The 25,594-nt window shown below is 68.8% G+C and carries 21 protein-coding genes and 1 pseudogene; 13 read left to right on the forward strand and 9 right to left on the reverse strand.

Annotated elements, in window-relative coordinates:
* Positions 1-7: 7 nt before the first annotated feature.
* The 3 genes from thiD to AC07YH_RS15915 all read left to right on the forward strand — a co-directional run bounded on the left by thiD (position 8) and on the right by AC07YH_RS15915 (position 2,422).
* A complete protein-coding gene (gene thiD, locus AC07YH_RS15905) occupies positions 8-823 on the forward strand; it encodes a bifunctional hydroxymethylpyrimidine kinase/phosphomethylpyrimidine kinase (protein WP_494747943.1) in 816 nt (271 codons plus the stop codon).
* Positions 820-1,404: a nucleotidyltransferase family protein gene (locus AC07YH_RS15910; RefSeq protein WP_494747944.1), complete on the forward strand. Its 585-nt coding sequence runs from the start codon at positions 820-822 to the stop codon at positions 1,402-1,404. The genes thiD and AC07YH_RS15910 overlap by 4 nt, the downstream gene beginning before the upstream one ends.
* Before the next feature lie 196 nt (positions 1,405-1,600).
* Positions 1,601-2,422 carry a PhzF family phenazine biosynthesis protein gene (locus tag AC07YH_RS15915; protein WP_494747945.1) on the forward strand — a complete coding sequence of 274 codons (822 nt, stop codon included), beginning with the start codon at positions 1,601-1,603 and terminating at the stop codon, positions 2,420-2,422.
* A 15-nt stretch (positions 2,423-2,437) separates the two neighbouring features.
* Here AC07YH_RS15915 and AC07YH_RS15920 read toward each other — a convergent pair whose 3' ends face one another.
* Together AC07YH_RS15920 and AC07YH_RS15925 are read right to left on the reverse strand one after the other, a co-directional pair.
* Complete coding sequence (locus AC07YH_RS15920) at positions 2,438-2,779, reverse strand: hypothetical protein (RefSeq protein ID WP_494747946.1); 342 nt, start codon at positions 2,777-2,779, stop codon at positions 2,438-2,440.
* A 734-nt stretch (positions 2,780-3,513) separates the two neighbouring features.
* Positions 3,514-5,522: pseudogene (locus tag AC07YH_RS15925) on the reverse strand (ATP-binding protein).
* Between the two features lie 80 nt (positions 5,523-5,602).
* Here AC07YH_RS15925 and AC07YH_RS15930 point away from each other — a divergent pair.
* The 6 genes from AC07YH_RS15930 to AC07YH_RS15955 all read left to right on the forward strand — a co-directional run bounded on the left by AC07YH_RS15930 (position 5,603) and on the right by AC07YH_RS15955 (position 10,352).
* Positions 5,603-5,932, forward strand: coding sequence for a hypothetical protein (locus tag AC07YH_RS15930; protein ID WP_494747947.1), 330 nt, complete (start codon positions 5,603-5,605; stop codon positions 5,930-5,932).
* Between the two features lie 178 nt (positions 5,933-6,110).
* A complete protein-coding gene (locus AC07YH_RS15935) occupies positions 6,111-6,434 on the forward strand; it encodes a hypothetical protein (RefSeq protein WP_494747948.1) in 324 nt (107 codons plus the stop codon).
* Positions 6,435-6,570: 136 nt separating this feature from the next.
* On the forward strand, positions 6,571-7,749 hold the full coding sequence (locus AC07YH_RS15940; protein WP_494747949.1) for a phosphoserine transaminase: 1,179 nt from the start codon (positions 6,571-6,573) through the stop codon (positions 7,747-7,749).
* Between the two features lie 20 nt (positions 7,750-7,769).
* Entirely contained in the window at positions 7,770-8,234 is a 465-nt protein-coding gene (locus AC07YH_RS15945) for a hypothetical protein (RefSeq protein ID WP_494747950.1), read from the forward strand.
* Positions 8,235-8,300: 66 nt separating this feature from the next.
* Positions 8,301-9,881, forward strand: coding sequence for a phosphoglycerate dehydrogenase (serA, locus tag AC07YH_RS15950; RefSeq protein ID WP_494747951.1), 1,581 nt, complete (start codon positions 8,301-8,303; stop codon positions 9,879-9,881).
* A gap of 96 nt (positions 9,882-9,977) precedes the next feature.
* Entirely contained in the window at positions 9,978-10,352 is a 375-nt protein-coding gene (locus AC07YH_RS15955) for a VanZ family protein (protein WP_494747952.1), read from the forward strand.
* A 2-nt stretch (positions 10,353-10,354) separates the two neighbouring features.
* Here AC07YH_RS15955 and AC07YH_RS15960 read toward each other — a convergent pair whose 3' ends face one another.
* From AC07YH_RS15960 to AC07YH_RS15975, 4 genes are read right to left on the reverse strand one after another with little or no spacing between them, the layout of a single operon-like run.
* Positions 10,355-11,119 carry a crotonase/enoyl-CoA hydratase family protein gene (locus AC07YH_RS15960; protein ID WP_494747953.1) on the reverse strand — a complete coding sequence of 255 codons (765 nt, stop codon included), beginning with the start codon at positions 11,117-11,119 and terminating at the stop codon, positions 10,355-10,357.
* Positions 11,116-11,625 carry a G/U mismatch-specific DNA glycosylase gene (gene mug, locus AC07YH_RS15965; RefSeq protein WP_494747954.1) on the reverse strand — a complete coding sequence of 170 codons (510 nt, stop codon included), beginning with the start codon at positions 11,623-11,625 and terminating at the stop codon, positions 11,116-11,118. Before mug ends, AC07YH_RS15960 begins: the two co-directional genes overlap by 4 nt.
* On the reverse strand, positions 11,618-12,208 hold the full coding sequence (locus AC07YH_RS15970) for a DNA-3-methyladenine glycosylase (RefSeq protein ID WP_494747955.1): 591 nt from the start codon (positions 12,206-12,208) through the stop codon (positions 11,618-11,620). Before AC07YH_RS15970 ends, mug begins: the two co-directional genes overlap by 8 nt.
* On the reverse strand, positions 12,205-15,375 hold the full coding sequence (locus tag AC07YH_RS15975; protein ID WP_494747956.1) for an acetyl-CoA carboxylase family protein: 3,171 nt from the start codon (positions 15,373-15,375) through the stop codon (positions 12,205-12,207). Before AC07YH_RS15975 ends, AC07YH_RS15970 begins: the two co-directional genes overlap by 4 nt.
* Positions 15,376-15,485: 110 nt before the next feature.
* Between AC07YH_RS15975 and AC07YH_RS15980 the strand changes: the two genes are divergently transcribed.
* The 3 genes from AC07YH_RS15980 to AC07YH_RS15990 all read left to right on the forward strand — a co-directional run bounded on the left by AC07YH_RS15980 (position 15,486) and on the right by AC07YH_RS15990 (position 21,159).
* A complete protein-coding gene (locus tag AC07YH_RS15980; protein WP_494747957.1) occupies positions 15,486-16,280 on the forward strand; it encodes an ImuA family protein in 795 nt (264 codons plus the stop codon).
* Positions 16,195-17,793: a Y-family DNA polymerase gene (locus AC07YH_RS15985; RefSeq protein ID WP_494747958.1), complete on the forward strand. Its 1,599-nt coding sequence runs from the start codon at positions 16,195-16,197 to the stop codon at positions 17,791-17,793. The genes AC07YH_RS15980 and AC07YH_RS15985 overlap by 86 nt, the downstream gene beginning before the upstream one ends.
* Positions 17,794-17,913: 120 nt before the next feature.
* On the forward strand, positions 17,914-21,159 hold the full coding sequence (locus AC07YH_RS15990; RefSeq protein ID WP_494747959.1) for an error-prone DNA polymerase: 3,246 nt from the start codon (positions 17,914-17,916) through the stop codon (positions 21,157-21,159).
* On the opposite strand, the gene cytX is transcribed toward AC07YH_RS15990, so the two are convergent.
* Genes cytX through AC07YH_RS16005 form a run of 3 tightly spaced genes read right to left on the reverse strand, consistent with a single transcriptional unit; the run spans position 21,136 to position 24,601 of the window.
* A complete protein-coding gene (gene cytX, locus AC07YH_RS15995) occupies positions 21,136-22,458 on the reverse strand; it encodes a putative hydroxymethylpyrimidine transporter CytX (protein ID WP_494747960.1) in 1,323 nt (440 codons plus the stop codon). The genes AC07YH_RS15990 and cytX overlap by 24 nt on opposite strands.
* A 2-nt stretch (positions 22,459-22,460) precedes the next feature.
* The gene (locus AC07YH_RS16000; RefSeq protein WP_494747961.1) at positions 22,461-23,591 is read right to left on the reverse strand and encodes an aldo/keto reductase; all 1,131 of its coding nucleotides are present in this window, start codon (positions 23,589-23,591) and stop codon (positions 22,461-22,463) included.
* Between the two features lie 11 nt (positions 23,592-23,602).
* Positions 23,603-24,601, reverse strand: coding sequence for an aldo/keto reductase (locus AC07YH_RS16005; RefSeq protein WP_494747962.1), 999 nt, complete (start codon positions 24,599-24,601; stop codon positions 23,603-23,605).
* A 96-nt stretch (positions 24,602-24,697) separates the two neighbouring features.
* Here AC07YH_RS16005 and AC07YH_RS16010 point away from each other — a divergent pair, with 96 nt between their 5' ends.
* Positions 24,698-25,591: a LysR family transcriptional regulator gene (locus AC07YH_RS16010; RefSeq protein ID WP_494747963.1), complete on the forward strand. Its 894-nt coding sequence runs from the start codon at positions 24,698-24,700 to the stop codon at positions 25,589-25,591.
* The last annotated feature ends 3 nt before the right edge of the window (positions 25,592-25,594 follow it).

Consider the following 25,594-nt stretch of genomic DNA (forward strand, 5'->3'; position numbering starts at 1 on the left):
AGCGGGGATGTCAGACGCTCATCCCAACGCTTTCAGGGGCCGCGTCCTCGTCATCGCCGGGTCGGATTCCGGCGGCGGCGCGGGGATCCAGGCCGACATCAAGACCATCACCGCCCTGGGCGGCTACGCGGCCACCGCCATCACCGCCGTGACGGTGCAGAACACGCTGGGCGTCACGGGCGTCCATCCGATCCCGCTGGACGTGATCGCGGCTCAGGCCCGCGCGGTGCTGGACGATATCGGCGCCGACGCGATCAAGACCGGCATGTTGGGCGACGTCGGCGTCGTCGAGACCGTGGCCGCCGCCATCGATCACGCGGGCAAGGTCCCGGTGGTCGTGGACCCGGTGATGATCGCCAAGGGCGGCGCGCCGCTGCTGGCCGAGGCGGCCATCGGCGCGGTGAAGACCCTGATGATCCCCCGCGCGGCGCTGCTGACCCCCAACGCGCCCGAGGCGGCCGCCCTGACGGGCCTGACCGTCGAGACCACCGACGACCTGCGCCGGGCTGGCGAGGCCTTGCTAGCCATGGGCGCCAAGGCCGTCCTGATGAAGGGCGGCCATGTCGAGGGCGAGCGTGTCGTCGATGTGTTGATGACCCCTGACGGCGAAACCACCTTCGAGGGCGAGCGGATCGACACCCGCCACACCCACGGCACCGGCTGCACCCTGGCTTCGGCCTGCGCCGCCGGCCTGGCCCAAGGGCTGTCGCTGAACGAAGCCGTCGCCCGTGCCTGGAACTACGTCCACGAAGCCATGCTGCGCGCGCCGGGTTTCGGCGCTGGCCACGGCCCTCTGGACCACGGCTGGACGCTGCGCAAATGAACCCGACCCTGGAAGACCGCCTGCGCGAGATCGTCCGCGCCACGCCTACGACCTGGCAGGTGCTGGAGACCGTCCGCGAGCTCGACCTGCCCGACTGGATGATCTTCTCCGGTGCGATCTATCAGCCGGTGTGGAACGCCCTGACGGGGCGCGACCTGGCCTATGGCATCAAGGACTATGACGTCGCCTATCACGACGACAGCGACACCAGCTACGAAGCCGAGGACGTCTTCATCAAGCGCGTCGCCGCCGCGTTCGAGCCGCCGCTGCGTGACCTAGTCGAGGTCCGCAATCAGGCCCGCGTGCACCTGTGGTTCGAGCAGAAGTTCGGCGCCGACGAGCCCTATCCGCCTCTGGAGGACAGCGCCGCGGCCCTGAAGCGCTTCGTGGCCACGGCCTTCTGCGTCGGGGTGCGGCTGGAGGCCGACGACAGCCTGCGCGTCTGGGCCCCGTTCGGGCTGGAGGACCTCTTCGCCATGCGCCTGCGGCCCAACCCGCTGCGGGTCAAGGGCGCGGGCGGCTGGGCCCGGACCACGGGCTCGGCCAAGGCGCGGTGGCCGGAGATCAGCATCGAAGGCTGATAGAGAAGGCTGCTCCCCCGCTGGGGGAGCTGTCGCGGAGCGACTGAGGGGGCCATCTGGGCATAGGCCGCGCTGCCCCCTCCGGCCCTTTGGGCCACCTCCCCCAGAGGGGGAGGATCATTGTCATCGGGACAATAAAGCCTTTGCGGCCGGCTTCCGCCGCGCATAACAGCGATGTCCAGCTTCGGAGATCGCTATGCGCCAGTGGACCATCGACGCCTTCGCCAGCGGCCCGTTCAAGGGCAATCCGGCCTGCGTGGTCGAGCCCTTTGACGCCTGGCCCTCGGCCGACTGGATGCAGGCCCTGGCGGCCGAGAACAACCAGGCTGAAACCGCCTATCTGCTGAAGACCGCCGACCCGGCCCGCTACGGCCTGCGTTGGTTCACGCCGGCGCTGGAGGCCCCGCTGTGTGGCCACGCCACCCTGGCGGCGGCGCACACCCTGTTCGAGGAGCTCGGTGTCGACGTCCCGCTGCTGACCTTCGACACCCTGTCGGGCCCGCTGACGGTCAAGCGCACCGGCGACGGGCTGGAGATGGACTTCCCGGCCGATCCGCCGCGTCGCACCGAGGTCCCTGAGGGCCTGGCCGAGGCCCTGGGCGCGCAGCCCGTCGAGGTCTGGGCCGGCGCCTACCTCATCGCGGTGATGGACAGCGAGGCGACGGTGCGGAGCCTGAAGCCTGATCTCACCGCCATCAAGAAGATCGAGGGCGAGGCCACCGGCGGCCCCGGCCAGACGGTGGTCGTCGCCACCGCCGATCCCGGCCAGCCCTACGCCGTGGTCAGCCGCTTCTTCGCGCCGGGCTTCGGCATTCCCGAGGACCCTACCACCGGTTCGGCCCACTGCATCCTGACGCCCCTCTACGAAGCCAAGCTGGGCGCGAGCCCGCTGAAGTTCCACCAGGCCTATCCCGGCCGAGGCGGGGACCTGGAATGCGAAAGCCGCGGCGCGCGCGTTCTGTTGCGCGGCCGCGGCTTCACGGTGGTGGAGAGCCGGCTCCGGGTGGAGCCGGCTTAAGGCAGCCCCTAGGTCCTAGCGACGCGGGCCGTGGCCGTGGCCGTAGCCGTAGTCACGGTCGTGGCGCTCGTAGCGGACCTGGGCGCTGATGCGGTCGAAGCGACGATCCAGATCAGCGCGTTCCCAGCCGCTCAGGCCGCCGCGACGATACTGGCGCTCCAGGCGCTCGGTGTCGCGCAGCTCGGCGCGCAGACGATAGGCTTCACCGCGGGTCAGCGAGCCATTGCGCACGCCCATGTCGATACGGCGGTCGAGCATGGCCTGACGGTCGTTGATCGACTGGGCCGAGGCGATGGCGGGAACGGCGGCGGCCGACAGGGCCGAGACCGCGGCGATCGAGATCAGGATCTTTTTCATTGGTTCGGTTCCTCTCTGAAACTGTCCCGTCGCTCCCCGTGGGGGGAAGTGGGAAGCGACGTTGAGCTAAGAGAAACATGTCCAGCCTGAAGCGGTTCTGAGCCGCTCGTTATGTTCTGTTCATCTCCCGACATTCCGGTCGGCCGTGTGCCGTTGATCCTGGAAACGGACTTCTCAGAGGGGGAGCAGGGTGGCGTGTGGCCCTCAAGCGCTGGGCCGAAGCCCGATGGTCACGGCTCCACAGCTTTCAGCTTTTGAGCGCCGCTCGCTTTTAGGAGCGGGATCGCCAATCACAAGGTGCGCGTTGTCCGCCCACTTGAGAGAAAGCGGCCATTCGCCATGCACTGTAAACGCCATGCAGTCTGAAAATGGAACGCCAACGCGTCTCACCATAACGTCACGACTGAACGAGCAAGCCGCACCACAATCGCTAAACTCAACGCGCGCCTCGTGACGACCATCTGGTGATCGCGCGACAGAATAGACTTTGGTGCTTGATCCAACCCAGACCTCAAGAAAGATCATCGCGATTGCGATCACTGGAAGTGCGGCCGCCACCAATATTAGCGGCGAGGCTATGATTAGCCCGATGATCAAGACAGGGCGCGACACACGCATGGCGGATATGGCCTAATGAACTCGCCAAGCATTGCGGAATACCGTGATGTCCGCAACGGGGCGAAAGCCGCCGCTCAGGTCCGCGCGGGACACCGCGCTTTCGCGCGACGCCCCTGTCAGGCCGCCTGCGCCAAGCGCGCGGCGCTCATGGCCGCTTCGATCGCCGCGTAGAGCTTGGTCACTTCGATCGGCTTGGCCACGTGGCCGTCCATGCCGGCGGCCAGGTAGTCCTCGACCTGGTGGGCCAGGGCGTTGGCGGTGACGGCGATGATCGGGGTGCGGACGCGGCCTTCCTCGACCTCCAGAGCGCGGATGGCGCGGGAGGCCTCGACGCCGTCCAGGACGGGCATGTGGATGTCCATCAGCACGATGTCGAAGGTCCCGGCCCGCCAGGCCTCGACGCAGGCCTGGCCGTCGGCGACCAGGGTGACCTCGGCGTTCAGCGGGGCCAGGACGGCGGCGACGACCTTCTGGTTGGTCGGGTTGTCGTCGGCGGCCAGCACGCGCAGGCGGACGGCCTCGACCGGCGCGGTTTCGGCCGGGGTCTCGGCCTCGGGCGCGGGGGCGTGGTCGTCGTCGATATAGTGGACGTCGACGATCGCCTCCTCGCGCGGCAGCGACAACAGGACGGTGAAGGTCGAGCCGCGGCCTTCGCGGCTCTGGACCTTGATCGAGCCGTCCATCAGCACGGCCAGCTCGCGGCAGATGGCCAGGCCCAGGCCCGAACCGCCGAAGCGGCGGGTAGTCGAGCTGTCGGCCTGGACGAACTTGTCGAACAGGCGCGGCAGAATCTCGGGCGAGATGCCGATGCCGGTGTCGGCCACGTCGATGCGCAGGCCCGAGCCGTCCTCGGCCGAGGCGAAGCGCACGGCGACCGCGCCCTCCAGGGTGAACTTCAGGGCGTTGGCGATCAGGTTGCCCAGGATCTGGCGCAGGCGGTCGGCGTCGCCGCGCCACAGGCCTTGGGCTTCCGGCGCGACGGCGACCTCGAAGGCCAGGCCCTTGTCGCGGGCCTGCTGGGCGTAGGTCTCGCGGATCGACTGGGCCAGCTGGGCGATGTCGAACGGGCGGTCGGTGATCTCCAGGCGGCCGGCCTCGATCTTGGAGAGGTCGAGCACGTCGTTGAGCACGCTGAGCAGCACCGCGCCCGACTCGCGGATCACCTTCAGGCGCTCGTGCTGGGTGGGGCTCAGCTTGTCCATGGCCATGACCTCGGCCATGGCCAGCACGCCGTTCAGGGGCGTGCGGATTTCGTGGCTCATATTGGCCAGGAAGTGCGATTTCAGGACGTTGGCGGCGTTGGCGTCGTCGCGCGCCTTGACCAGTTCGGCCATGGCGCCGCGCAGGTCGTGGTCATTGGCCTCCAGGCGGCCGACCAGGTGGTTGAAGCTGTCGGTCAGGCTTTGGAAGACGTCGTCGTCGGAGGTCTGCTCCACGGCCTTGAAGCGGCCGCCGACGGCGGTCTCGTGCATGGCTTCCGACAGGCGCTCCATCGGTCGGGCCAGGCGGCGCGCCAGGCTGTTGGCCAGCAGAATCGCCAGGCCCGCCGCGCCGAAGAACAGGGCGCCGGTCAAGGCGAGGTCGCGGGCCAGGGTCTGGCCCAGGCCCGGATGTTCGGCCAGCAGCACCAGGGTGCCGATATTCTGCGAGGACAGCTTGATCGGGCGCGACAGGGTGTCGGTGTCGGCCGGGGCGGACGCGCCCAGCTGGGCGACGATGCGGCCCTTGGGGTCGAGGATGCGCACGCCCGCCACGCTGGGGGCCTTGGCGACGGCTTCCAGGGCGCGATAGACGCCGACCATGTTGTGATCGGCCAGAGGCGCGGCGGCGCCGGCGGCGGCCATCTGGGCCAGGATCTCGTGATTGGCGCGCGCTTCCTGCCGCGCCACGCTCCACTGCTGCAGCATGAAGCACAGGCATGCCGCGACCAGCGCCAGCACGGTCGTGGCCAGAGCCACGCCGGCGATGCGCGCCTGCAACGGTGCGTGTGTTGACCCGCTAAGGTTGCGGTCGTCGTTCATCCCACGTCCAGGTATTCATTCAGCTTGCGACAGTGTGCCGCAAGGTTCCTAACGGTTCGCTTCCAAGGCGAACGAAGGGCAGGGGGAGTAGCGCGACAAAACAACGCTAAGGCGCATTTCCCGATTGCTTTTGCTTTAACAATCTATTTACCATTCTTCTTAGTGTTTCGTTAAGGAGGCGGGCGTGGAAAAGGTTTTCGTAGCTCAACGTGTGGCCAACAAGCTGTACGCAACCGAAGCGGCGGTGGACGCCGCGATGGTGGAAGTCGCTGAAATGATGAACGAGCTGGTCCAGGCTCGTAAGGATCTGGGTCTGTCGGCCACGGTCGGGCACGGCGTCACCGCCAAGTTCGCCGAAGCCTTCCAGGCTCTGGTCGCGGCGCGCACGGCGGTTGTCGATGCTCACGCCGAACTGGACGAGACCCGTCTGCGAGTCGGTATCCGCACGCGCATGATCGGCGACATGAAGCCGCCGGCCGAAGGCCGTTTGACCGGCCTGCGCGAAGCCGTCTGAGGTTTCGGCAAAAATACATTGCAATAGTTTAATATCTTTGGGCCTCTAATCTGGGTTAGAGGCCCAAACCATGTTTGCGTATCAGCAACTGTTATTCTGGCTCAATTGGCTGCTGCTTGCGGCAGTCTGCCTTGGCGCGTGGCGCTGGGGCGGGCGGGCTGAGCGCAGTTGCGCGGCCATGGTGCTGGCGGCCTTCACCGTCGTCGTCCTGGTGAATCTCGTCCACGGCGGCAAGTTCGTCCAAGGTCTGTATCTGGCGCTGGACGGCCTGTTGGCGCTCGGTCTGCTGCTGCTGGCGCTGCGCCACGCCACGCGCTGGCTGGGCGTGGCGGTGCTGTTGCAAGGCGTGCAGTTCAGCCTTCACGCCTATTACATCGTGGTGGGCAGGCGCTATGACGGCCTCTACGTCCTGGTGAACAACCTGGTGAGCCTGGGCGTGCTGATCTGCGTGCTGGCCGGGGTGGGCATGGCCTGGCGCAAGCGCGCCCGCGCCGCAAAATAATTGCCGCGACCGGACGAAACGTCACGGTCCTGGCAAAAATCTCCCCTTGCAATCCGGCGCGAAACGCGGTTCTTCGCCGGCGGGCCACACCCCCCCAACGGGGTGCAGTCCATCTGTAAGGATGGGAGACATCGCTATGACCACGACCCTCGCCAAGCCGGCGATCCGCCCGGCTCGCCCCGAGTTCTCTTCCGGCCCCTGCGCCAAGCGCCCTGGCTGGACCCCCGAAAATCTCAGAAACGCCGTCCTCGGCCGTTCGCACCGCTCGAAGCTGGGCAAGGCGCGCCTGAAGGCCGCCATCGACCAGACGCGCGAAGTGCTGGAAGTGCCGGCCGACTTCCTGATCGGCATCGTCGCCGGTTCGGACACCGGCGCCGTCGAGATGGCCCTGTGGTCGATGCTCGGCGCTCGCCCCGTGCAGCTGATGGCCTTCGAGTCGTTCGGCAAGGACTGGGTCACGGACGTCACCAAGCAACTGAAGCTGCCCGACGTGGAAGTGCTGAGCGCTCCGTACGGCGAGCTGCCCGACACCTCGAAGGTCGATCCGGCCAAGGACCTCGTCTTCACCTGGAACGGCACGACCTCGGGCGTGCGCGTACCCAACGCCGACTTCATCTCGGCCGACCGTGAAGGCATCACCATCTGCGACGCCACCAGCGCCGCCTTCGCCCAGGACCTGGACTGGACGAAACTGGATGTCGTGACCTTCTCCTGGCAGAAGGCCCTCGGCGGCGAAGGCGCCCACGGGATCCTGATCCTGTCGCCGCGCGCCGTGGCCCGTCTGGAAAGCTACACGCCGGCCTGGCCGATGCCGAAGCTGTTCCGCCTGACCAAGGGCGGCAAAGTCAGCCTCGACATCTTCGAAGGCGCGACGATCAACACCCCGTCCATGCTTTGCGTCGAAGATGCTCTCGACGCCCTGAAGTGGGGCGCCTCGATCGGCGGCCTGCAGGGCATGCAGGCCCGCGCCGACCAGAACCTGACCGTGCTGGCCGACTGGGTCGCCAAGACCGACTGGGTCGACTTCCTGGCCGCCACGCCGGACATCCGCTCCAATACCTCGGTGTGCCTGAAGGTCGTCGATCCCACGATCGCCGCCCTGCCGGAAGACGCGCAAGCCGACTTCGCCAAGAAGCTGGCCAGCCTGCTCGAGAAGGAGGGCGCGGCCCTCGACATCGGCGGCTATCGCGACGCCCCGGCCGGCCTGCGCATCTGGTGCGGCGCCACCGTCGAGGCTTCCGACCTGGAAGCCCTGACGCCGTGGCTCGACTGGGCGTTCGCTGAAACCAAGGCCGCGGCGTCACAACCGGCCTGACGCCGGTGTTCGCCGATCCCATGACGCAGCGGCTGGCCGACTTCGTCGTCGGTCTCGGCATCGATGTGGCCAAGGGCGAGCTTCCCGACGACACCGTCCTGCCCGGACTGGATATCCGGTTCGGCGGGATCGTGATCGACGAGGAGCGGCTCGCCCACCCCGGCGACATCCTGCACGAGGCCGGCCACATCGCCGTCACCGAGCCCGACGCCCGCAAGGCCGAACGGCTCGCGCCCGACGTTGGTGACGAGATGGCCGCCCTGGCCTGGTCATGGGCCGCCCTGACCCATCTGGGTCTGGAGCCGGCCGTGGTCTTCCACGACGCCGGCTACAAAGGCGGTGCGGAGAGCCTGATCGAGGCCTTCCGGACCGGCGCCAATGTCGGCACGCCGCTGCTGCAGTATTACGGCCTGACCCTCCAACCGCCCCTGGCCGCCGAGCGCGGGGTCGAACCCTTTCCCCACATGCTGCGATGGCTTCGCTGAGCCTCGCGGATTTTTCGACAGACATCGCGGCCTGACCGCCGCCACCCGACCTCAAGGAACACCTCCATGACCGCTCCTCGCGTCCTCATCGCCGACAAGCTCAGCCCCGCCGCCGTCGACATCTTCAAGAACCGCGGCGTCGACTTCGACATCAAGGTCGGTCTGTCGAAAGACGAACTGATCGCCGTGATCGGCGACTATGACGGCGTCGCCATCCGCTCGGGCGCCAAGCTCGACAAGGACGTCATCGCCGCCGCCCACCGCCTGCGCGTCATCGCCCGCGCCGGCATCGGCGTCGACAATGTCGATATCCCGGCCGCCACGGCCAAGGGCATCGTCGTGATGAACACGCCCTTCGGCAACTCGATCACCACGGCCGAGCACGCCATCGCCATGATGTTCGCCCTGGCCCGCCAGATCCCCGCCGCCGACGTCTCGACCCAGGCCGGCAAGTGGGAGAAGAACCGCTTCATGGGCGTGGAGCTGTACGCTAAGACCCTGGGCCTGATCGGCGCCGGCAACATCGGCTCGATCGTCGCCGACCGCGCTCTGGGCCTGAAGATGAAGGTCGTCGCCTACGACCCCTTCCTGAGCCCCGAGCGCGCCGTCGAGATGGGCGTCGAGAAGGTCGAGCTGGAAGACCTGCTGGCCCGCGCCGACGTCATCACCCTGCACACGCCGCTGACCGACAAGACCCGCAACATCCTGTCGGCCGAGAACCTGGCCAAGACCAAGAAGGGCGTGCTGATCGTCAACTGCGCCCGTGGCGGCCTGGTCGATGAAACCGCCCTGCGCGCCCTGCTCGACAGCGGCCATGTCGGCGGCGCCGGCTTCGACGTCTTCGTCACCGAGCCGGCCAAGGAGAACCCGCTGTTCGGTTCGGACAAGGTCGTGGCCACCCCGCACCTGGGCGCCAGCACCTCGGAAGCCCAAGAGAACGTGGCCCTGCAGGTCGCCGAGCAGGTTAGCGACTATCTGCTGACCGGCGCCGTCACCAACGCCCTCAACAGCCCGTCGATCACGGCCGAAGAAGCCCCGAAGCTGAAGCCGTTCGTGGCTCTGGCCGAGAAGATCGGCGCCCTGGCCGGCCAGATGGTCGACTTCGGCATCACCGCCATCGACATCGCCTTCGAGGGTGAAGTCTCGAACCTGAACGTCAAGCCGATGACCTCGGCCGCCCTGGCCGGCGTGCTGAAGCCGATGCTGGCCGAGATCAACATGGTCTCCGCTCCGGCCATCGCCAAGGAACGCGGCATCACCGTCTCGGAAAGCCGCCAGGAAGTCAGCCCCACCTATGACAGCCTGATGCGCGTGACCATCACCACCGAGAAGGGCAAGCGCAGCTTCGCCGGCACGGTGATCGCCGGCGCCCCGCGCGTGGTCGAGGTCAAGGGCATGGAGCTGGACGCGGCCTTCTCGCCGGCCATGCTCTACATCAACAACCTGGACAAGCCGGGCTTCATCGGCGCGCTGGGCATGCTGCTGGGCGAGGCGGGCGTCAACATCGCCACCTTCAACCTGGGCCGCCTCTCAGCCGACGCGGACGCCATCGCCCTGGTCGGCGTCGACCAGGCCCCGGCCGCCGACCTGCTGGCCAAGATCCAGGCCCTGCCGCACGTGAAGGAAGCGCGCGCGCTGACGTTCTAAGGAAAGCGACGTCTTCGCCTGGAAGACGCCGTCATTCGATGTGTGTAAGGGGAGCTGCCGGCCCGCTGGCGCTCCCCTTCTTCATGTCAGGACCGCATGTCCCTGCTCATTCCCCGCAAGATCCACCGCCTGGGCTTGGCGGTCTTCCTCGCCGCCGTGGCGTTCACGCTCTATGCCGCCCTGGCGCCGGGGGACGACACCGCTGGCCTGATCCCGTGGGACAAGGCCAAACACTTCATCGTCTTCTATGGCCTGACCTTCCTGGCGGCGGTGGCGCTGCCCAAGAGCCGGTTCTGGAAGATCGCGGTGGTGCTGCTGGGCTTCGGCGTGGCGATCGAGATCCTGCAGGGCCTGCCGATCATCGGCCGTGACGCCGACGTGTTCGACGTGGTCGCCGACACCTGCGGCATCGGCTTCTTCTTCGGGCCGATCATCGTCCGCAAATGGCTGGATGGGCGTCAGGCCGGTTAGTTTCAGGCAGGTTGGCCGCCACGTCCCGCGCCATCCTTGAACCGCGCCGCGCCGGCCCGGGCTTCCTGGCGGAGCGGCTCGATCCCGCCACGGCCCTCGACCTTCAGCGCTTCAACGAGATCGACATCCCACTGGGCGAAGGCCGAGGCGCGGTCGGCGCGCAGGCACAGTTGCGGGAAGGCGGCGATCTGCCGGGCCAGTTCGCGGGCCTTGGCCAAGGCCTCGCCCTTCGGCGTCACCCGATCGGCCAGACCCCACGACAGCGCCTCGGCTGCGCCGACCGCGCGTCCCGTCAGGATCATGTCCAGCGCCCGGCCCTGGCCGACGATCCGGGGCAGGCGCACCGTGCCGCCGTCGATCAGCGGCACGCCCCAGCGCCGGCAGAACACCCCGAAGGTCGCGTCTTCGGCCGCCACCCGCAGGTCGCACCACAAAGCCAGCTCCAGCCCGCCGGCCACCGCATAGCCCTCGACGGCGGCGATCACCGGCTTGGAGAGCAGCCGCCGTGTCGGCCCCATCGGGCCTTCGCCTTCCGGGTCGTAGCGCTCGCCTTCGCCGGTGGCGGCGACATTGAGGTCGAAGCCGGCGCAGAAGGTTCCGCCGGCCCCGGTCAGGATGGCCACGGCGGCGACCGCGTCGGCCTCGAAAGCGTCGAACGCCGCGCGCAGTTGCAGGGCGGTCTCGGGATCGACCGCGTTGCGTTTGTCCGGGCGGTTGATCGTCACGGTCCAGACGGGCCCGTCGGTTTCGACTTGGACTTCGGTCATGGCGAGATCTCCAGGCGAAGTTCACGATAGGCCGCCACGAGGGCGTCCTGGCTGAAGGCGAGGTTGCGGCCGCTGGGGTTGGGCAGCACCCAGGCGATTGCGCCGGCGAAGGGCTCGGCCTGCCGACCCCAGGCGACCTCACGTCGGCCGATCATCGCGCCGTAGGCGGCCTTGCCGAGGAAGGCGAGACAGGTGGGCTTCCACTGAAGGACCCAGGCCTCGAACCCAGCGGCGGCCTCGATGAACTCCGCGCGGGCCAGATCATCGACGCCGGCGGTGGGCCGCTCGACCACGCTGGTGATCCCCAGGCCGTAGTCCAACAGGCTGGCGTCGTTCTCGGCGGCGACCAGATGCGGCGTGAAGCCGGAGAGATGCAGCACGCGCCAGAACCGGTTGCTGCGCCCGACGAAGTGATGGCCCTCGGCGGCTGCCGACAGTCCGGGGTTCAGGCCGCAGAACACCACCGACAGGCCGGGCGCGACGATGTCGGGCAGGGGCTTAGGCATTGAGCGCCCGCGTGCCGCTGAGAAACGGACTGCCCCGCAGATAGAACCGCAGCGGCCGGTCCGCGTCCTTGGTGATGCCGATGCGCACGCCCACGCCGATGTCGGCCGGCTCATGGTCGTCGTGGCCCAGCCACAGCGGGCCTTCCGCGCAGAGATCGAGGCCGTCGGCCCAGGGGCCGATCTGAAGCGCCTGGGTCAATCGCCCGGGACCTCGCGCCAGGTCGCGCAGCTTGTCGGTCCGGCGATGAGCCTGCATCAGCGCGATCCCCTCCAGCGGCTCCAGCGCCCGGACCAGCACGCCGGCCCCGATCCCCTCGACCTCGCTGGAGACGTTCAGCATCCAGGACACGCCATAGTTCAGATAGATGTAGGCGTGGCCGCGCTCCAGGAACATCGGCCGCGTGCGGGGCGTCATGCCCTTGAAGGTGTGGCTGGCCGCGTCGCCGATGATGTAGGCCTCGGTCTCGACGATCCGGCCGCTGATCATGCCGTCCGGCGTCTCGCGCGCCACGACCTTGCCGATCAGGAAGCGGGCGAGGGTCTCGGTGTCGATCGGCAGCTCGTCGCGCGTCAGTCGCTTCACCAGCTGTCCACCCGCACGCTCCACGGCTTGCTCATCCCCGCCGCGGCGTCCATCCCGCCGACGATCCAGCGCCGGGTGTCGGCCGGGTCGATGACCGCGTCGATCTCCAGGGCGGCGGCCATGCTGGTCGCCTTGCCGGCCGCGTAGAGTCGGGCCACCAGCTGGTCGTAGAGCGCCTTCTGCTTCATCGGATCGGTCTCGGCTTCAAGCTCCTTGCGGTAGCCCAGCTTGACGGCGCCCTCCAGCCCCATGCCGCCGAACTCGCCGGTCGGCCAGGCGGCGATGAAGGCCGGCGAATGGAAGCTCCCGCCCGCCATGGCCTGGGCGCCCAGGCCGTAGCCCTTGCGGGTGACCACGGTGAACAGCGGACTGCGCAGCTTGGCCCCGGCGATGAACTGGCGACTGACCCGGCGCACGGCGGCGGCGTCCTCGCTGTCCGGACCGACCATGAAGCCGGGGGTGTCGCACAGGGAGAGCACCGGCAGGGCGAAGGCGTCGCACAGCTGCAGGAATCGCGCGGCCTTCTCGGCTCCGTCGCAGTCGATGGCTCCGCCGAGATGGCGCGGGTCATTGGCGATCAGCCCCATCGGCCGGCCCTCGATCCGGATCAGGCCTGTGACCATCCCCGCCGCGAAACCGCCGCGCAGCTCCAGGAACGCGCCCTCGTCCACGAGCCCGGCGATCAACGCGCGGACGTCATAGACCCGCAGGCGGTTCTCGGGGATCGCATTGCGTAGCCGCCGCTGGTCCGGTGCGGTCCACGACACCAGAGCCCCCTGGAAGTAGGACAGCGCCTGCTTGGCCAGCCGGGTGGCATGGGCCTCGTCTTCGGCCAGGATGTCGATGACACCGTTGGCCCACTGATGCGCCGAGGGCCCGATCTCTTCGGGCTTGAAGACACCCAGGCCCCCGCCCTCGATCATCGCCGGACCGCCCATGCCGAGATTGCTGTCCTGGGTAGCGATGATGATCTCCGACAGCCCCGCGATGGCGGCGTTGCCGGCGAAGCAGCGGCCGGCGACGATGGCGATCTTGGGGACCAGGCCCGACAGCTGGGCGAAGCTCCTGAACGTCGGCACGTCCAGCCCCGCCACCGCCGTGGTGTCGGTGTCGCCCGGCCGCCCGCCGCCGCCCTCGGCGAACCACACGACGGGCAGGCGCTGGTCGGCGATCACGCTCATCAGCCGGTCGGACTTGCGATGGTTCATCGCCCCCTGCGTGCCGGCCAGCACCGTGAAGTCGTAGGCCAGGGCCGCCGTCCGCGCCTTGTCGGGCGGGAAGAGGCCGCCGTTGACGCTGCCGATCCCGGTGATCAGCCCGTCGGCCGGGGTGCTGACGATCAGGTCCTCGACCGAGCGCCGCCGTTTCTGGGCCGCGATGGCCAGGGCGCCGTATTCCAGGAAGCTGCCGGGATCGACCAGGTCGTCGATGTTCTCCCGCGCCGTGCGATGGCCGGTCTTGCGGCGCTTGGCGACGGCGTCGGGGCGGGCCTCGTCGAGCGTGTAACAGTGGCGGGCGATGACCTCGGCGAGGTCGGGGCGGATCGTGTCGAGGTCCTCGGCGACCGCTTCGACGGCCTCGCCGCCGGCGACCTCCATCGGCTCCAGGAACACCAGCGGCTGGCCCTCGGCGACGGTGGCGCCCGGCGCGGCGGCGATCTTCAGCACCCGTCCGCCGGAGGTCGCGCAGACCAAGTGCTCCATCTTCATGGCCTCGAGCACCGCTAGGGCCTGACCGGGCCGGACGAGGTCGCCTTCACTGATGCTGATCGAGCCGACCGTGGCTGAGAGCGGTGCGGTGACAGCGACCGAGCCGTCGAGGGTCTCGAAGGCTTGGACGTCCTGCGTTGGCAGGCCGGTCACCAGCTCGGCCGCGTGCTCCTCGATGAACCGAGTGGTCGGTGTTTCAGGCACGGCCGCCAGGATTGCCCGCACCAGCGGCGCGGTGGTCGCCACGCCCGTGATTTGGAACTCCGCCAGCGCCCGATCCAGCCGCGCCGAGGCGTCCGCGAACGTCCGTCCACGCGTGATGACCTTGGCCAGCAGGCTGTCATAGGCCGCGCCGACCACCGTCCCGGCCGAGACCCCCGCATCGACCCGCACCCCCGGACCGCCCGGCGGGCTCCAGGCGCCGATCGTCCCGCTGGACGGCTTCACCTGACCGTCGGCCGTCAGGGTCTCGGCATTGACCCGCGCCTGGATCGCCACGCCGAAGGCTGGCGGGACGTCCAGGTCCAAAGGCTTGCCCGCCGCCAGGTCAAACTGCAGCCGCACCAGGTCCAGGCCCGTGACCTCCTCGGTCACCGTATGCTCGACCTGCAGGCGCGGATTGACCTCCAGGAAGTAGGCGGCGTCGCCCTCGACCAGGAACTCGACGGTGGCCAGGCCGCGATAGCCCGCGCACAGCGCCTCGGCGTATTTCCAGAGTTCGGCCCGCAGCGCCTCGGGCAGGGCCGCCGGCGCGATCTCGACCAGCTTCTGGTTCCGCCGTTGCAGCGAGCAGTCGCGGTCGCCGATGGCCAGCACCCGCGCGCCGTCGCCGACGATCTGCACCTCGATATGCCGCGCGTGTTCGATGAGCTTCTCGGCATAGAGCCCGCCGTCGCCAAACGCGGCCTCGGCCTCGCGCGCGCAGGCGGCGAAGGCGGCGTCCAGCTCGGCCGCGTCGCGCACCCCCCGCATCCCACGTCCACCGCCACCGGCTCGGGCCTTCAGCATGATTGCGCCGTGTTCGGCTTGGAATGCCCGCGCTTCGTCCAGCGAGATCGCGCCCGTGCCGGGGATCAATGGCGCGCCGCGTTCAGCGGCCAATTCTCGCGCGCGGGCCTTGTCGCCGAAAATCTCCAGATGCTCCGCCGACGGGCCCACGAACACGATCCCGGCTTCGGCGCAGGCCCGCGCCAGGGCGGGGTTCTCCGACAGGAAGCCATAGCCGGGATGCAGGGCGTCGCAGCCCTGCGCCTTGGCCGTCGCCACGATCGCGGCGATGTCGAGATAGGCCTTCGCCCCCGCGCCGGGCAGGGCGACCGCGCGGTCGGCGGCGGCGATGTGTGCGGTGTCGCCCTCCGCATGGACCGCCACGCTTTCGATCCCGGCCTCCGCCGCCGCGCGGGCGATGCGGACGGCGATCTCGCCACGGTTGGCGATCAGGACGCGGGTGAAGAACATGGACGCTCCCAGGAGGCTTCATACGGCCGTTTGAGACACTTTGGCCGGTCCGGCCCGACTCTCCAAGGCTTGACTCTCACGCTTCACAAGATCAGAACAAAAGTAGAACAATGGAGTGTGGAATGGCCGGATCGCGCGAGGCGCGTCTTGCGGCCCTCAGAGGCCGGATCGCCGCGATCGAAGCGGGGACTCGGACTCCGACTCCGGTCCTGCCGTTCGGCGATCCGGCCATCGACGGCTGTTTCCCGGGCGGCGGCCTGCCGCTGGGCGGCTGGCACGAGGTGACGGGCGCGGGGCTGGAGGCCGAGACCAGCGCGGCCCCGGCGGCCTTCGTAGGCCTGCTGCTACGGCCCCTCGTGAAGACCGGCGCGATCGTCTGGGTGGCGCGGCGCAGCGACCTGTTCGCGCCCGGCCTGTTCGGCCTCGGCTTCCCGGCCGAGCGGCTGATCCAGGTCCGGACCCGCGACGAGGCCGAGACCCTGTCGGTGCTGGAGGACGCCCTGTCCACCCAAGGTGTCGTCGCCGCCGTCGGCGAGGCCGAGGCTCCCGACCTGACCGCCGGGCGCCGCCTGCAGTTGGCCTGCGAGAAGCGCGGCGGCTTCGGGGTGGTGCTGCACCGAAGACCCTACGGCGGTCGGGCGGGCGCGGGGCGGGCGGTGTCCGGCTCGGCCTCGTTCAGCCGCTGGCGGATCGGGCCCACGCCCACCCCGCCGCCGGCCGACGATATCGGCCTTGGCCCGCCGCGTTGGCGGGTCGAACTGGAACGCTGCCGGGGCGGACGCGCCGGCGCCTGGATCTTGGAACAACAGGAGGCCGGCCATGGCCCGCATCCTTTCCGTCTGGTGTCCCAACTGGCCGATCACGACGTGGCGCCGACGGAACCCGGGGTACGACTGGTCGGGTAAGGCCGGGACTGAGCTCTCCTCCCCCTCTGGGGGAGGGGGACCGCCGAACGGCGGTGGAGGGGCCCCGCTCCCCTTTGCCCTGCTCGCAACCGAAGGCGGCACGCGCCGCCTCGCCGCCGTCGATGACACCGCCCGCGCCCTGGGCCTGTCGGTCGATCAGAAGGCCGCCGACGCCATGGCCCTGGTCCCGACGCTGGTGACCTTCGACCACGACCCCGCCGCCGATCGCCTGGCGCTGGAGGCCCTGTGCGACTGGTGCGTCCGGTTCTCGCCGGCCGTGGCGCTCGACGGGACCGACGGCCTGTTCCTCGACATCAGCGGAACCGACCACCTGTGGGGCGGCGAGGACGACATGCTGGTCGATCTCGTCGCGCGGCTGGCGCGCTGGGGTGTGCCCGCCCGCGCGGCGATCGCCGATACGCCCGGCGCGGCCTGGGCCCTGGCGCGCTATGGCGACGACCTGGCCATCGCGGCGCCGGGCCAGCAGCGCGCCGCGATCGAGGGCCTGCCCGTCGCGGCCCTGCGCCTGGAGGACGCCGCCGAAGCCCAGCTGCCGCGCCTGGGCCTGCACCGCGTCGGTCAGCTCCTGGCCCTGCCGCGCGCCCAGCTGGCCAAGCGCTTCGGCCTGGCCACGACCCTGCGCCTGGACCAGGCCTTAGGGATGGCCGCCGAGGCCCTGACTTTCCGCCGTCCAGCCACGCCGTGGTTCGATCGCCTGGCCTTCTTCGAGCCGATCAGCGCCCCCGACGACCTGGCCCGCGTGGCCGGCGACGCCCTGGCCCTGATCTGCGCCCGCCTGGAGGCGGAAGGCCGCGGCGCCAAGCGCTTCGAGGTCGTGTTCCACCGCCTGGACGGCCAGGCCTATCCGGTCCGCGCGGGCCTGGCCCGTCTCGGCCGCGACGCCAAACGGCTGACCAAGCTGATCGTCCCCAAGTTGGACAAGGTCGATCCCGGCTTCGGCATCGAGGTCGTCACCGTCCACGCCTGGGCGGTCGAGCCCCTGGCCGCTGCTCAGGAGCGCCTCGACGCGCAAGCCGGGACCAGTCTCGACGAGACCCTGGCTCCGCTGGTCGATCGTCTGGTCAACCGTCTGGGCGAGAACCGCGTCTGGCGCGCCGACCCCTATGAGAGCCACGTCCCCGAACGCTCGGTGATCCGCAACGCCCCGCTCGACCCGCCCGTCGCCGCCAAATGGGACCCCGACCGCCCGCGCCCCGTGCGCCTGTTCAAGCGGCCGGAGGCCATCACCGCCATCGCCAAGCTGCCCGACGACCCGCCGATGCAGTTCACCTGGCGCGGCCGTCCCCACCGGGTGCGGAGAGCCGAAGGCCCCGAACGCATCGGCCAGGAATGGTGGCGCGCCGGCGTCGGCGAGGACGACACCGGCCCCGGCAAGATTCGTGACTACTACCGCGTCGAGGACGACGTCGGCGGCCGATTCTGGATCTACCGCCAAGGCCTGTTCGGCGAAGCGGAAGCCCCGAAGTGGTGGATCCATGGCCTGTTCGCATAGTCCGCCAAAACCTCAGCCGACTTCCCGCGTCGGCCGCTCGTCTCCGCGCGAGACTGGAGAAAACTCTCCTCCCCCTCTTGGGGGAGGGGGACCGCCGAACGGCGGTGGAGGGGGCTCGTCATGACGCCTGCTTATGCAGAACTGCAAACGACAACCAATTTCTCCTTTCTACGCGGCGGTTCGCATGCCTGGGAGCTGATGGAGGCCGCTGAAGACCTGGGGATTGCGGCAGTCGGCATTGCCGACCGCAACACGTTAGCCGGGGTTGTGCGACCCTGGACGTTCGCCAAAGAAGAAAAGCTCAAGGTCCGATCGCTCACCGGCTGTCGGTTGGACTTCGTCGACGGAACGCCCAGCCTCCTATGCTATCCCACGAACCGGGAAGCCTTCGGACGTCTCACCCGCCTGCTGACCGTTGGCCAGCTTCGTGCCGACAAGGGCGAATGCGAGTTGGGTTGGGAGGATTTCCTCGAATACTCGGACGGGCAGCTCGGCCTGATCGTGCCGCCAACGATCCTGGACGATCAGTTCGTGGCGGACTTGGCGCGCATGGCCGGCGATCTGCGCGGCCATGTCTGGCTCGCGGCGAGCCGGCCCTATGCGGCGCGCGACCTTCAACGCCTGACGCAGCTGGATATGCTGAGCCGGGAAGCACGCGCGCCCATGGTGGCGACCAATGACGTGCTCTACCACGCGGCAGCGCGACGGCCGCTGCAGGACGTCATGAGCTGTGTGCGTGAAGGCTGCACCCTTCAAGAAGCCGGCTTTCGCCTGGAAGCCAATGCCGAGCGTCACCTGAAGGCGCCGACAGAGATGGCGCGCTTGTTCGCGCGGTGGCCCCAGGCGATCGAGCGCACGATGGACGTCGTCGAGCGCATAGACTTTGATCTCAAGGATCTCAGCTACGAGTATCCCGACGAGCCCGTCCCGCCGGGCAGCACAGCGATCCGTCATCTGACCAAGCTGTCCTGGGACGGCGCGAAGACGCGCTACCCAGGTGGGGTGCCGCAAAAGGTCAAGGACTTGCTCCGCTCGGAGCTGCGGCTGATCAAAAAGCTCAAGGTCCCGGACTATTTCCTGACGGTGCACGACATCGTCCAGTGGGCTCGGAACGAGAAGATTCTATGCCAGGGGCGAGGCTCAGCGGCCAATTCGTCAGTGTGTTTCTGCCTAGGCGTCACGGCGGTCGATCCGACCAAGAAGAACCAGGACCTGCTGTTCGCCCGCTTCCTCTCCGAAGAACGGGGCGAGCCGCCGGACATCGACGTGGACTTCGAACACGACCGCCGCGAGGAGGTCATGCAGTACGTCTATCGCCGCTATGGTCGGCACCGGGCCGCTATTTGCGCCACAGTCATCCACTATCGCCCGCGCAGCGCCATCCGCGATGTGGGTAAGGCCTTGGGGCTGACTGAGGACGTCACGGCGCTACTGGCCAATACGGTCTGGGGCAGTTGGGGCGACGGACTGCCGGACGAACACATCGAAAATCTTGGGCTGGATCCCAAGAATCCGCAGATCAAGCGCGCGGTGGACTTGGCGACCGAGCTGATGGGATTTCCTCGCCATCTGTCGCAGCACGTTGGCGGGTTCGTACTCACCAAGCGCCGCTTGGACGAAACCGTGCCGATCGGCAACGCGGCCATGGTCGATCGTACCTTCATCGAGTGGGACAAGGACGATATCGACAGCGTTGGCCTGATGAAGGTCGATGTGCTGGCGCTTGGTATGTTGAGCGCGGTGCGTCGCGCCTTCGACATGTTGCGAGCCGACCATGGCGTCCCGCTGTTCGACATCGCGGACATCCCTCAGGAGCAGTCGGAGGTCTACGACATGCTCGAGTTGGCGGATTCCGTCGGTGTCTTCCAGGTCGAGAGCCGGGCTCAGATGTCGATGCTGCCACGCCTGAAGCCCAAGATGTTCTACGACCTTGCCATCCAGGTGGCGATCGTTCGGCCGGGGCCGATCCAGGGCAACATGGTGCATCCCTACCTGAAGCGGCGCGCCGGGATCGAGCCGGTGACCTTCCCCCGACCGGGCCCGGACCATCCTCAAAATGAACTGGAGGATGTGCTTGGCAAGACGATGGGTGTCCCGCTGTTCCAGGAACAGGCCATGCGGATCGCCATCGAGGCCGCCAAGTTCAACGAGGCTGACGCCAATGGTCTGCGCCGTTGCATGGCGACCTTCCGAAGCCAGGGCGACCTGGGCATCTACCAGGAAAAGTTCGTCGGGGGCATGGTCAACCGGGGCTATGATCAGGTCTTCGCCGAACGATGCTTCGATCAGATCAAGGGGTTCGGTTCGTACGGCTTCCCGGAAAGCCACGCCGTCAGCTTCGCCCTGCTGGTCTACGCTTCCGCCTGGATCAAGTGCTTCTGGCCGGATGTGTTCTGCGCGGCGCTGATCAACTCCCAGCCCATGGGCTTTTACCAACCCGCTCAGCTCGTCCGCGACGCACGCGAACACGGCGTTGAGGTGCGGTCACCGGACATCATGGCTAGCGATTGGGACTGTACGCTTGAGACTGCGCGGCAGCCGTCGCCAGGGAGAACGGATCGGCGTTTCGACCTGTCCACCCGCTCGCAATGGAAGGCGGTCCGGCTCGGCTTTCGTCAGATCAAGGGCCTGACCAAAAGGGCCGATATGCCACCCTTGCTCAGAGCCCGAGAGGAGGGCGCACGGACACCTGCTGAGTTCGCGCACTCCGGAGTGCCTCAGAAGACCTTGGAACTCCTCGCCGAGGCCGACGCCTTCGCCTCGGTTGGCCTCACGCGCCGCGAAGCCCTCTGGGCGGTGAAGGGCCTGAAGGGCGAGCACAAAGCCCCGGTGCAGGCGCCGTTGCTGGCCGGCTTGCCGCTGTTCGAGGACAAGGTCGCTCTGCCGAAGATGGGCGATCCGCAGGAGGTGGCCGAGGATTACCGCACCACCAGCCTGTCGCTGAAGGCCCACCCGGTCGGCTTCTATCGGCCGATGCTGACGCGGCGCGGGGTGATTACGGCGCAGCAGCTGATGAGCGTCCCGGACGGCCGCAAGGTGTCGGTGGCGGGGCTGGTGCTGATCCGCCAGCGGCCGGGCACGGCCAAGGGCGTGGTGTTCGTGACCCTGGAGGACGAGACGGGCGTGGCCAATGCGGTGGTCTGGAAGGACCGCTTCGAAGCCGACCGCAACGTGGTGATGACCGCCTCGTTCCTGGTTGTCCACGGCCGCGTGCAGAAGGCGGAGGGCGTGATCCACGTCGTGGCCGAGGGTTTCACCGACCTGTCGGCGCACCTCTCCACCCTTCGCGACGAGCCCGGCGCGCCGGCTCCGCGCGTGCGCCAGAAGGTGTCGGGCCGGTTGCTAAGGAGCCGAGATTTCCACTGAACGGAAAGCGCGCTTGAGGAAGAAATAAGCAACGCCGGCGACCACGAAGCTCGGCAGAGTCGCGCCGATCCCCGGGGCCAGGCGGCTGAGCGCCTGGTAGGCGGCGATGCCGAGCGCCCAGGCCAGCAGGCCGGGCAGGTTCAGGCCACCCGGCGCCGTGGCGGCCGCGCGGCGGCGCAGCACGAAGTGGTCGGTCAGCAGCACGCCGAACAGCGGCGCGAACACCGAGCCGATCAGCAGCAGGAAGCCCTCGTACTGGGTGATCGGCGCGAAGAGGGCGATGGTCGTGCACAGGGCGCCGAACATCAAAGCGAGGTTGGCCGGCGTCACGCGCACCAGGGTCGCGGTCGAGACGGCGGCCGAGTGGATGTCGGCAAAGGTGTTGTCGGTCTCGTCGATGACGATCAGCAGCAGGGCGATCCCGCCGCCGCTGGCCGCCAGGGCCGTCAGCAGCAGATTGTCGCCGCCGCCGGCCACCAGGGCGTAGGCCGCGCCCAGGGCCATGAACCAGATATTGGCCAGCACGTAACCGGCCGCCGCGCCCTTGAACATGCCGCCGCTGGTGCGGCCGAAACGCGTGTAGTCGGCGATCAGCGGCAGCCACGACAGCGGCATGGCCACCACCAGATCGACGCCGGCGCCGAAGCTCATCTCGCCGGTGCCGGCCTTGGCCAGCAGGGCGCCGAGATCGTGCTCGGCCAGCAGCCGCCAGCTCAGCCAGCCCGCGCCGGCCAGCAGCAGCCACAGGCCCCAGGCGCGCAGGAAGCGGCGCACGAACGACACCGGCCCCTGGATGGCCAGGAAGGTCGCCAGGATGCCGAAGGCCAGGGTCCAGATCATCGGGTTGGAGAAGCCGAAGGTCTGCTTGGCCAGGGCGTCGGCGCTGTCGCGCATGGCGATGATCTCGAACGCGCCCCAGCCGGTCAGCTGGATGGCGTTGAGCACGGCGGGCGCGGCCGCGCCGCGCGCGCCCAGCGCCAGCCGCAACGTGCCGACGGCCGAGAGCCCGGTGTCGGCCCCGACCACCCCGGCGGCGGCCAGCAGCAGGGCCCCCAGCACCGAGCCGGTGACGATCGCCGCCAGCGCCACGCCCAGGCTGAGGCCCGGCACCAGGAACGCGCCGGCCTGCAGCACCAGCAGGCCGATGCCCAGGCTGAACCACAGCGAAAAGGCGTCCTGGGCGCGGAAGACGCGGCGGTCTTCCGGCACAGGCGTCAGCGGATCATAGGTGTCGTGGAGCTCGGCCATGGCCCGGTTTAGCAGGTCGCCTTCGGGACGCGATACCGAAGTCGCCGCCATCGTCAGCCCCGAGGCGGAGCCTCGACCTCGGAATAGGCGAGCACGGCCGGCGGCAGGCGCAGGCCCTGGACCTCGATCGCGGCGACGGCGGCGTTCAGTTCGGCCAGTTCGGCGGACGTGAAGCGGACCTGGGCCGCGCCGGTGTTCTCGACCATGTGCGCCATCTGGGTGGTTCCCGGGATCGGCACGATCCAGGGCTTGCGCGCCAGCAGCCAGGCCAGGGCGATCTGCCCCGGCGCCGCGTTCTTGCGCGCGGCCCACGCCTTGACCAGGGCGACCAGCGCCAGGTTGTGCGGCAGGTTCTCGGCCGCGAACCGGCCTTCCATCTTGCGGATGTCGCCGTCGGCGTAGCGGGTATTGGCGTCGATCGCGCCGTTCATGAAGCCGACCCCCAACGGGCTCCAGCAGACGAGGCCGATCCCCAGCTCCTGGCAGGCGTCCAGCACCCAGGCCTCGGGGCCGCGCCACAGCATCGAATATTCGTTCTGGACGGCGGTGAGCGGCTGCTCGGCATGGGCGCGGCGCAGGGTTTTAGGACCCATCTCGCACATCCCCCAATGCAGCACCTTGCCCTGGGCCATCAGGTCCTTGATCGCGCCGGCGACGTCCTCGATCGGCACGGCCGGATCGACGCGGTGCTGGTACAGAAGGTCGATGCGGTCGGTGCGCAGGCGCTTGAGCATGCCCTCCACCGCCAGCTTTATGTGTTCGGGCCGGCTGTTGAGCCCCGGGCGTCGCACGCCCGTCTCCAGATCGACGTTCCAGCCGAATTTGGAAGCGACCGTCGCCTGATCGCGGATCGGCGCCACGGCCTCGCCCAGGAGCCGCTCCACCTCGTGCGGACCATAGGCCTCGGCCGCGTCGAAGAAGGTGACGCCGCGATCGTGGGCGGTCCGAATGATGTTGATCATCTCGGGCCGGTACGGGACCGTCGTCTGATAGGTGCGGCTCATGTTCTGGACGCCCAGCCCGACGCTGGAGACCTCCAGCTTTCCCAGCCTGCGGCGGCCGGGGCCGACGGCCTTGGCCGGCTCCCTGGCCTGCGCGCCAGCGGCGGTCGCGATGGCGGGCGCGGCGAGGCCGAGCGCCAGGAGATCGCGGCGACCGACGTCGCGCGGGGCTTGCTTGTCCATGATCGCCTCGCTCATCGGTTGGTCTGGGCCAGGACGGCTTCGGGCAGGCGCGCGCCCTGGATGGTGATCTCCGCGGCGGCTTTCTGGATCGACTCCAGGTCGGCGGCGGTCAGCTCGACCTGCGCCGCGCCGAGGTTCTCGGCCAGGCGATGAGGCTTGGTCGTGCCGGGGATCGGCACGATCCAGGGACGCTGGGCCAGCAGCCAGGCCAGGGCGACCTGGGCGGCGGTGGCCTGCTTGGCCTGGGCGATGGCCTTCAGCAGATTGACCAGCGCCATGTTGGCCGCGCGGGCCTCGGTCGCGAAGCGAGGCGAGATCGAGCGGAAGTCGGTGGCGGCAAGTTGCGTCGTCTCGTCGATCTTGCCGGTCAGGAAACCCGCGCCGAGCGGGCTGAACGGCACGAAGCCGATGCCGAGGTCCTCGCACAGCGCCAGGACGCCGTTCTTCTCCACGTCGCGCGTCCACAGCGAATATTCGTTCTGCAGCGCCGTGACCGGCTGCACGGCATGGGCGCGACGCAGCGAGTCCAGGCTGGGTTCGGACAGGCCGAAATGGCCCACCTTGCCGGCCGCGATCAGGTCCTTCACGGCGCCGGCGACGTCCTCCATCGGCACGGCGGGATCGACCCGGTGCTGGTAGAGCAGGTCGATGTGGTCGGTGCGCAGCCGCTTCAGCTGGGCCTCGACGACCCCCTTGATGTGGTCGGGCCGGCTGTTCAGCCCGCCGGTCCGCGCGCCCGTCTCGGGATCGATGTCGAAGCCGAACTTGGTGGCGATGACCACCTGGTCGCGGAACGGCTGGACGGCCTCGCCCACCAGCGTCTCGTTGGCGAACGGGCCATAGGCCTCGGCGGTGTCGAACAGGGTCACGCCGCCGTCGAAGGCCGCGCGGATCATCGCGATCGCCTCGTCATGCGGCGTGGGCGGACCATAGCCGGCGCTGAGGCCCATGCAGCCATAGCCGAGGGCGGAGACTTCCAAGCCTGACCGGCCGAGTTTTCGCGTCTGCATGGTGGGGTCTCCTGGTGGCGGACCCCGAAGATAGTCCTGGCCCACTTCCGCGATTAGGCGCGATAATCGCCATGTCGTTTTAAGCAGGACTAATGAATGGCTCAGGGCTTCGACGAGCTTGCCGCCTTCGCCGCCGTGGCGCGGGAGCGCAGTTTCACGCGGGCCGGCGCCAAGCTCGGCGTCTCGCCCTCCGCGCTGAGCCAGACGCTCAAGGGCCTGGAAGCGCGGCTTGGCCTGCGTCTTCTGGCGCGGACCACCCGCAGCGTCGCGCCGACGGAGGCCGGCGAGCGCCTGCTGCTGGCGATCGCGCCGCGCCTGGAGGAGATCGAGCAGGCCGTCGTCGCGCTCAGCGCCTTGCGGGAACGGCCGGCGGGGACGATCCGCATCACCGCCGGCGAACACGCCGCGCGCAGCGCCTTGCAGCCAGGCCTGGCGAAGCTGCTGCCGGACTATCCGGACATCAAGGTCGAGATCGTGGTCGACTATGGCCTGGTCGATATCGTCGCCGAGGGCTTCGACGCCGGGGTGCGCCTGGGCGAGCAGGTGGCCAAGGACATGATCGCCCTGCGCATCGGACCCGACATGCGCATGGCCGTGGTGGGATCACCGGCCTATTTCGAAAAGCGCCAGCGGCCTCGCGCGCCCCAGGACCTGACCGACCACAACTGCATCAACATGCGTCTGCCGACCTATGGCGGCCTGTTCCCCTGGGAGTTCGAGAAGGACGGGCGCGAGCTGAAGGTGCGGGTCGATGGCCAGCTTGTCTTCAACACCCTCCGCCAGCGCCTGGACTCCGCGCTGCAGGGGCTTGGCCTGGCCTATATGCCCGAGGACGTCGCCGCGCCCTGTATCGCCAGCGGTGAGCTGATCCGCGTCCTGGAGGACTGGTGTCCGCCGTTTCCCGGCTACCACCTCTACTATCCGAGCCGCCGCCACGCCTCGCCGGCGTTCTCGCTGCTGGTCGAGGCGCTGCGCTACAGGGAGGGCTGAGCC

Source organism: Caulobacter sp. GW456-12-1-14-TSB4 (assembly GCF_059424195.1).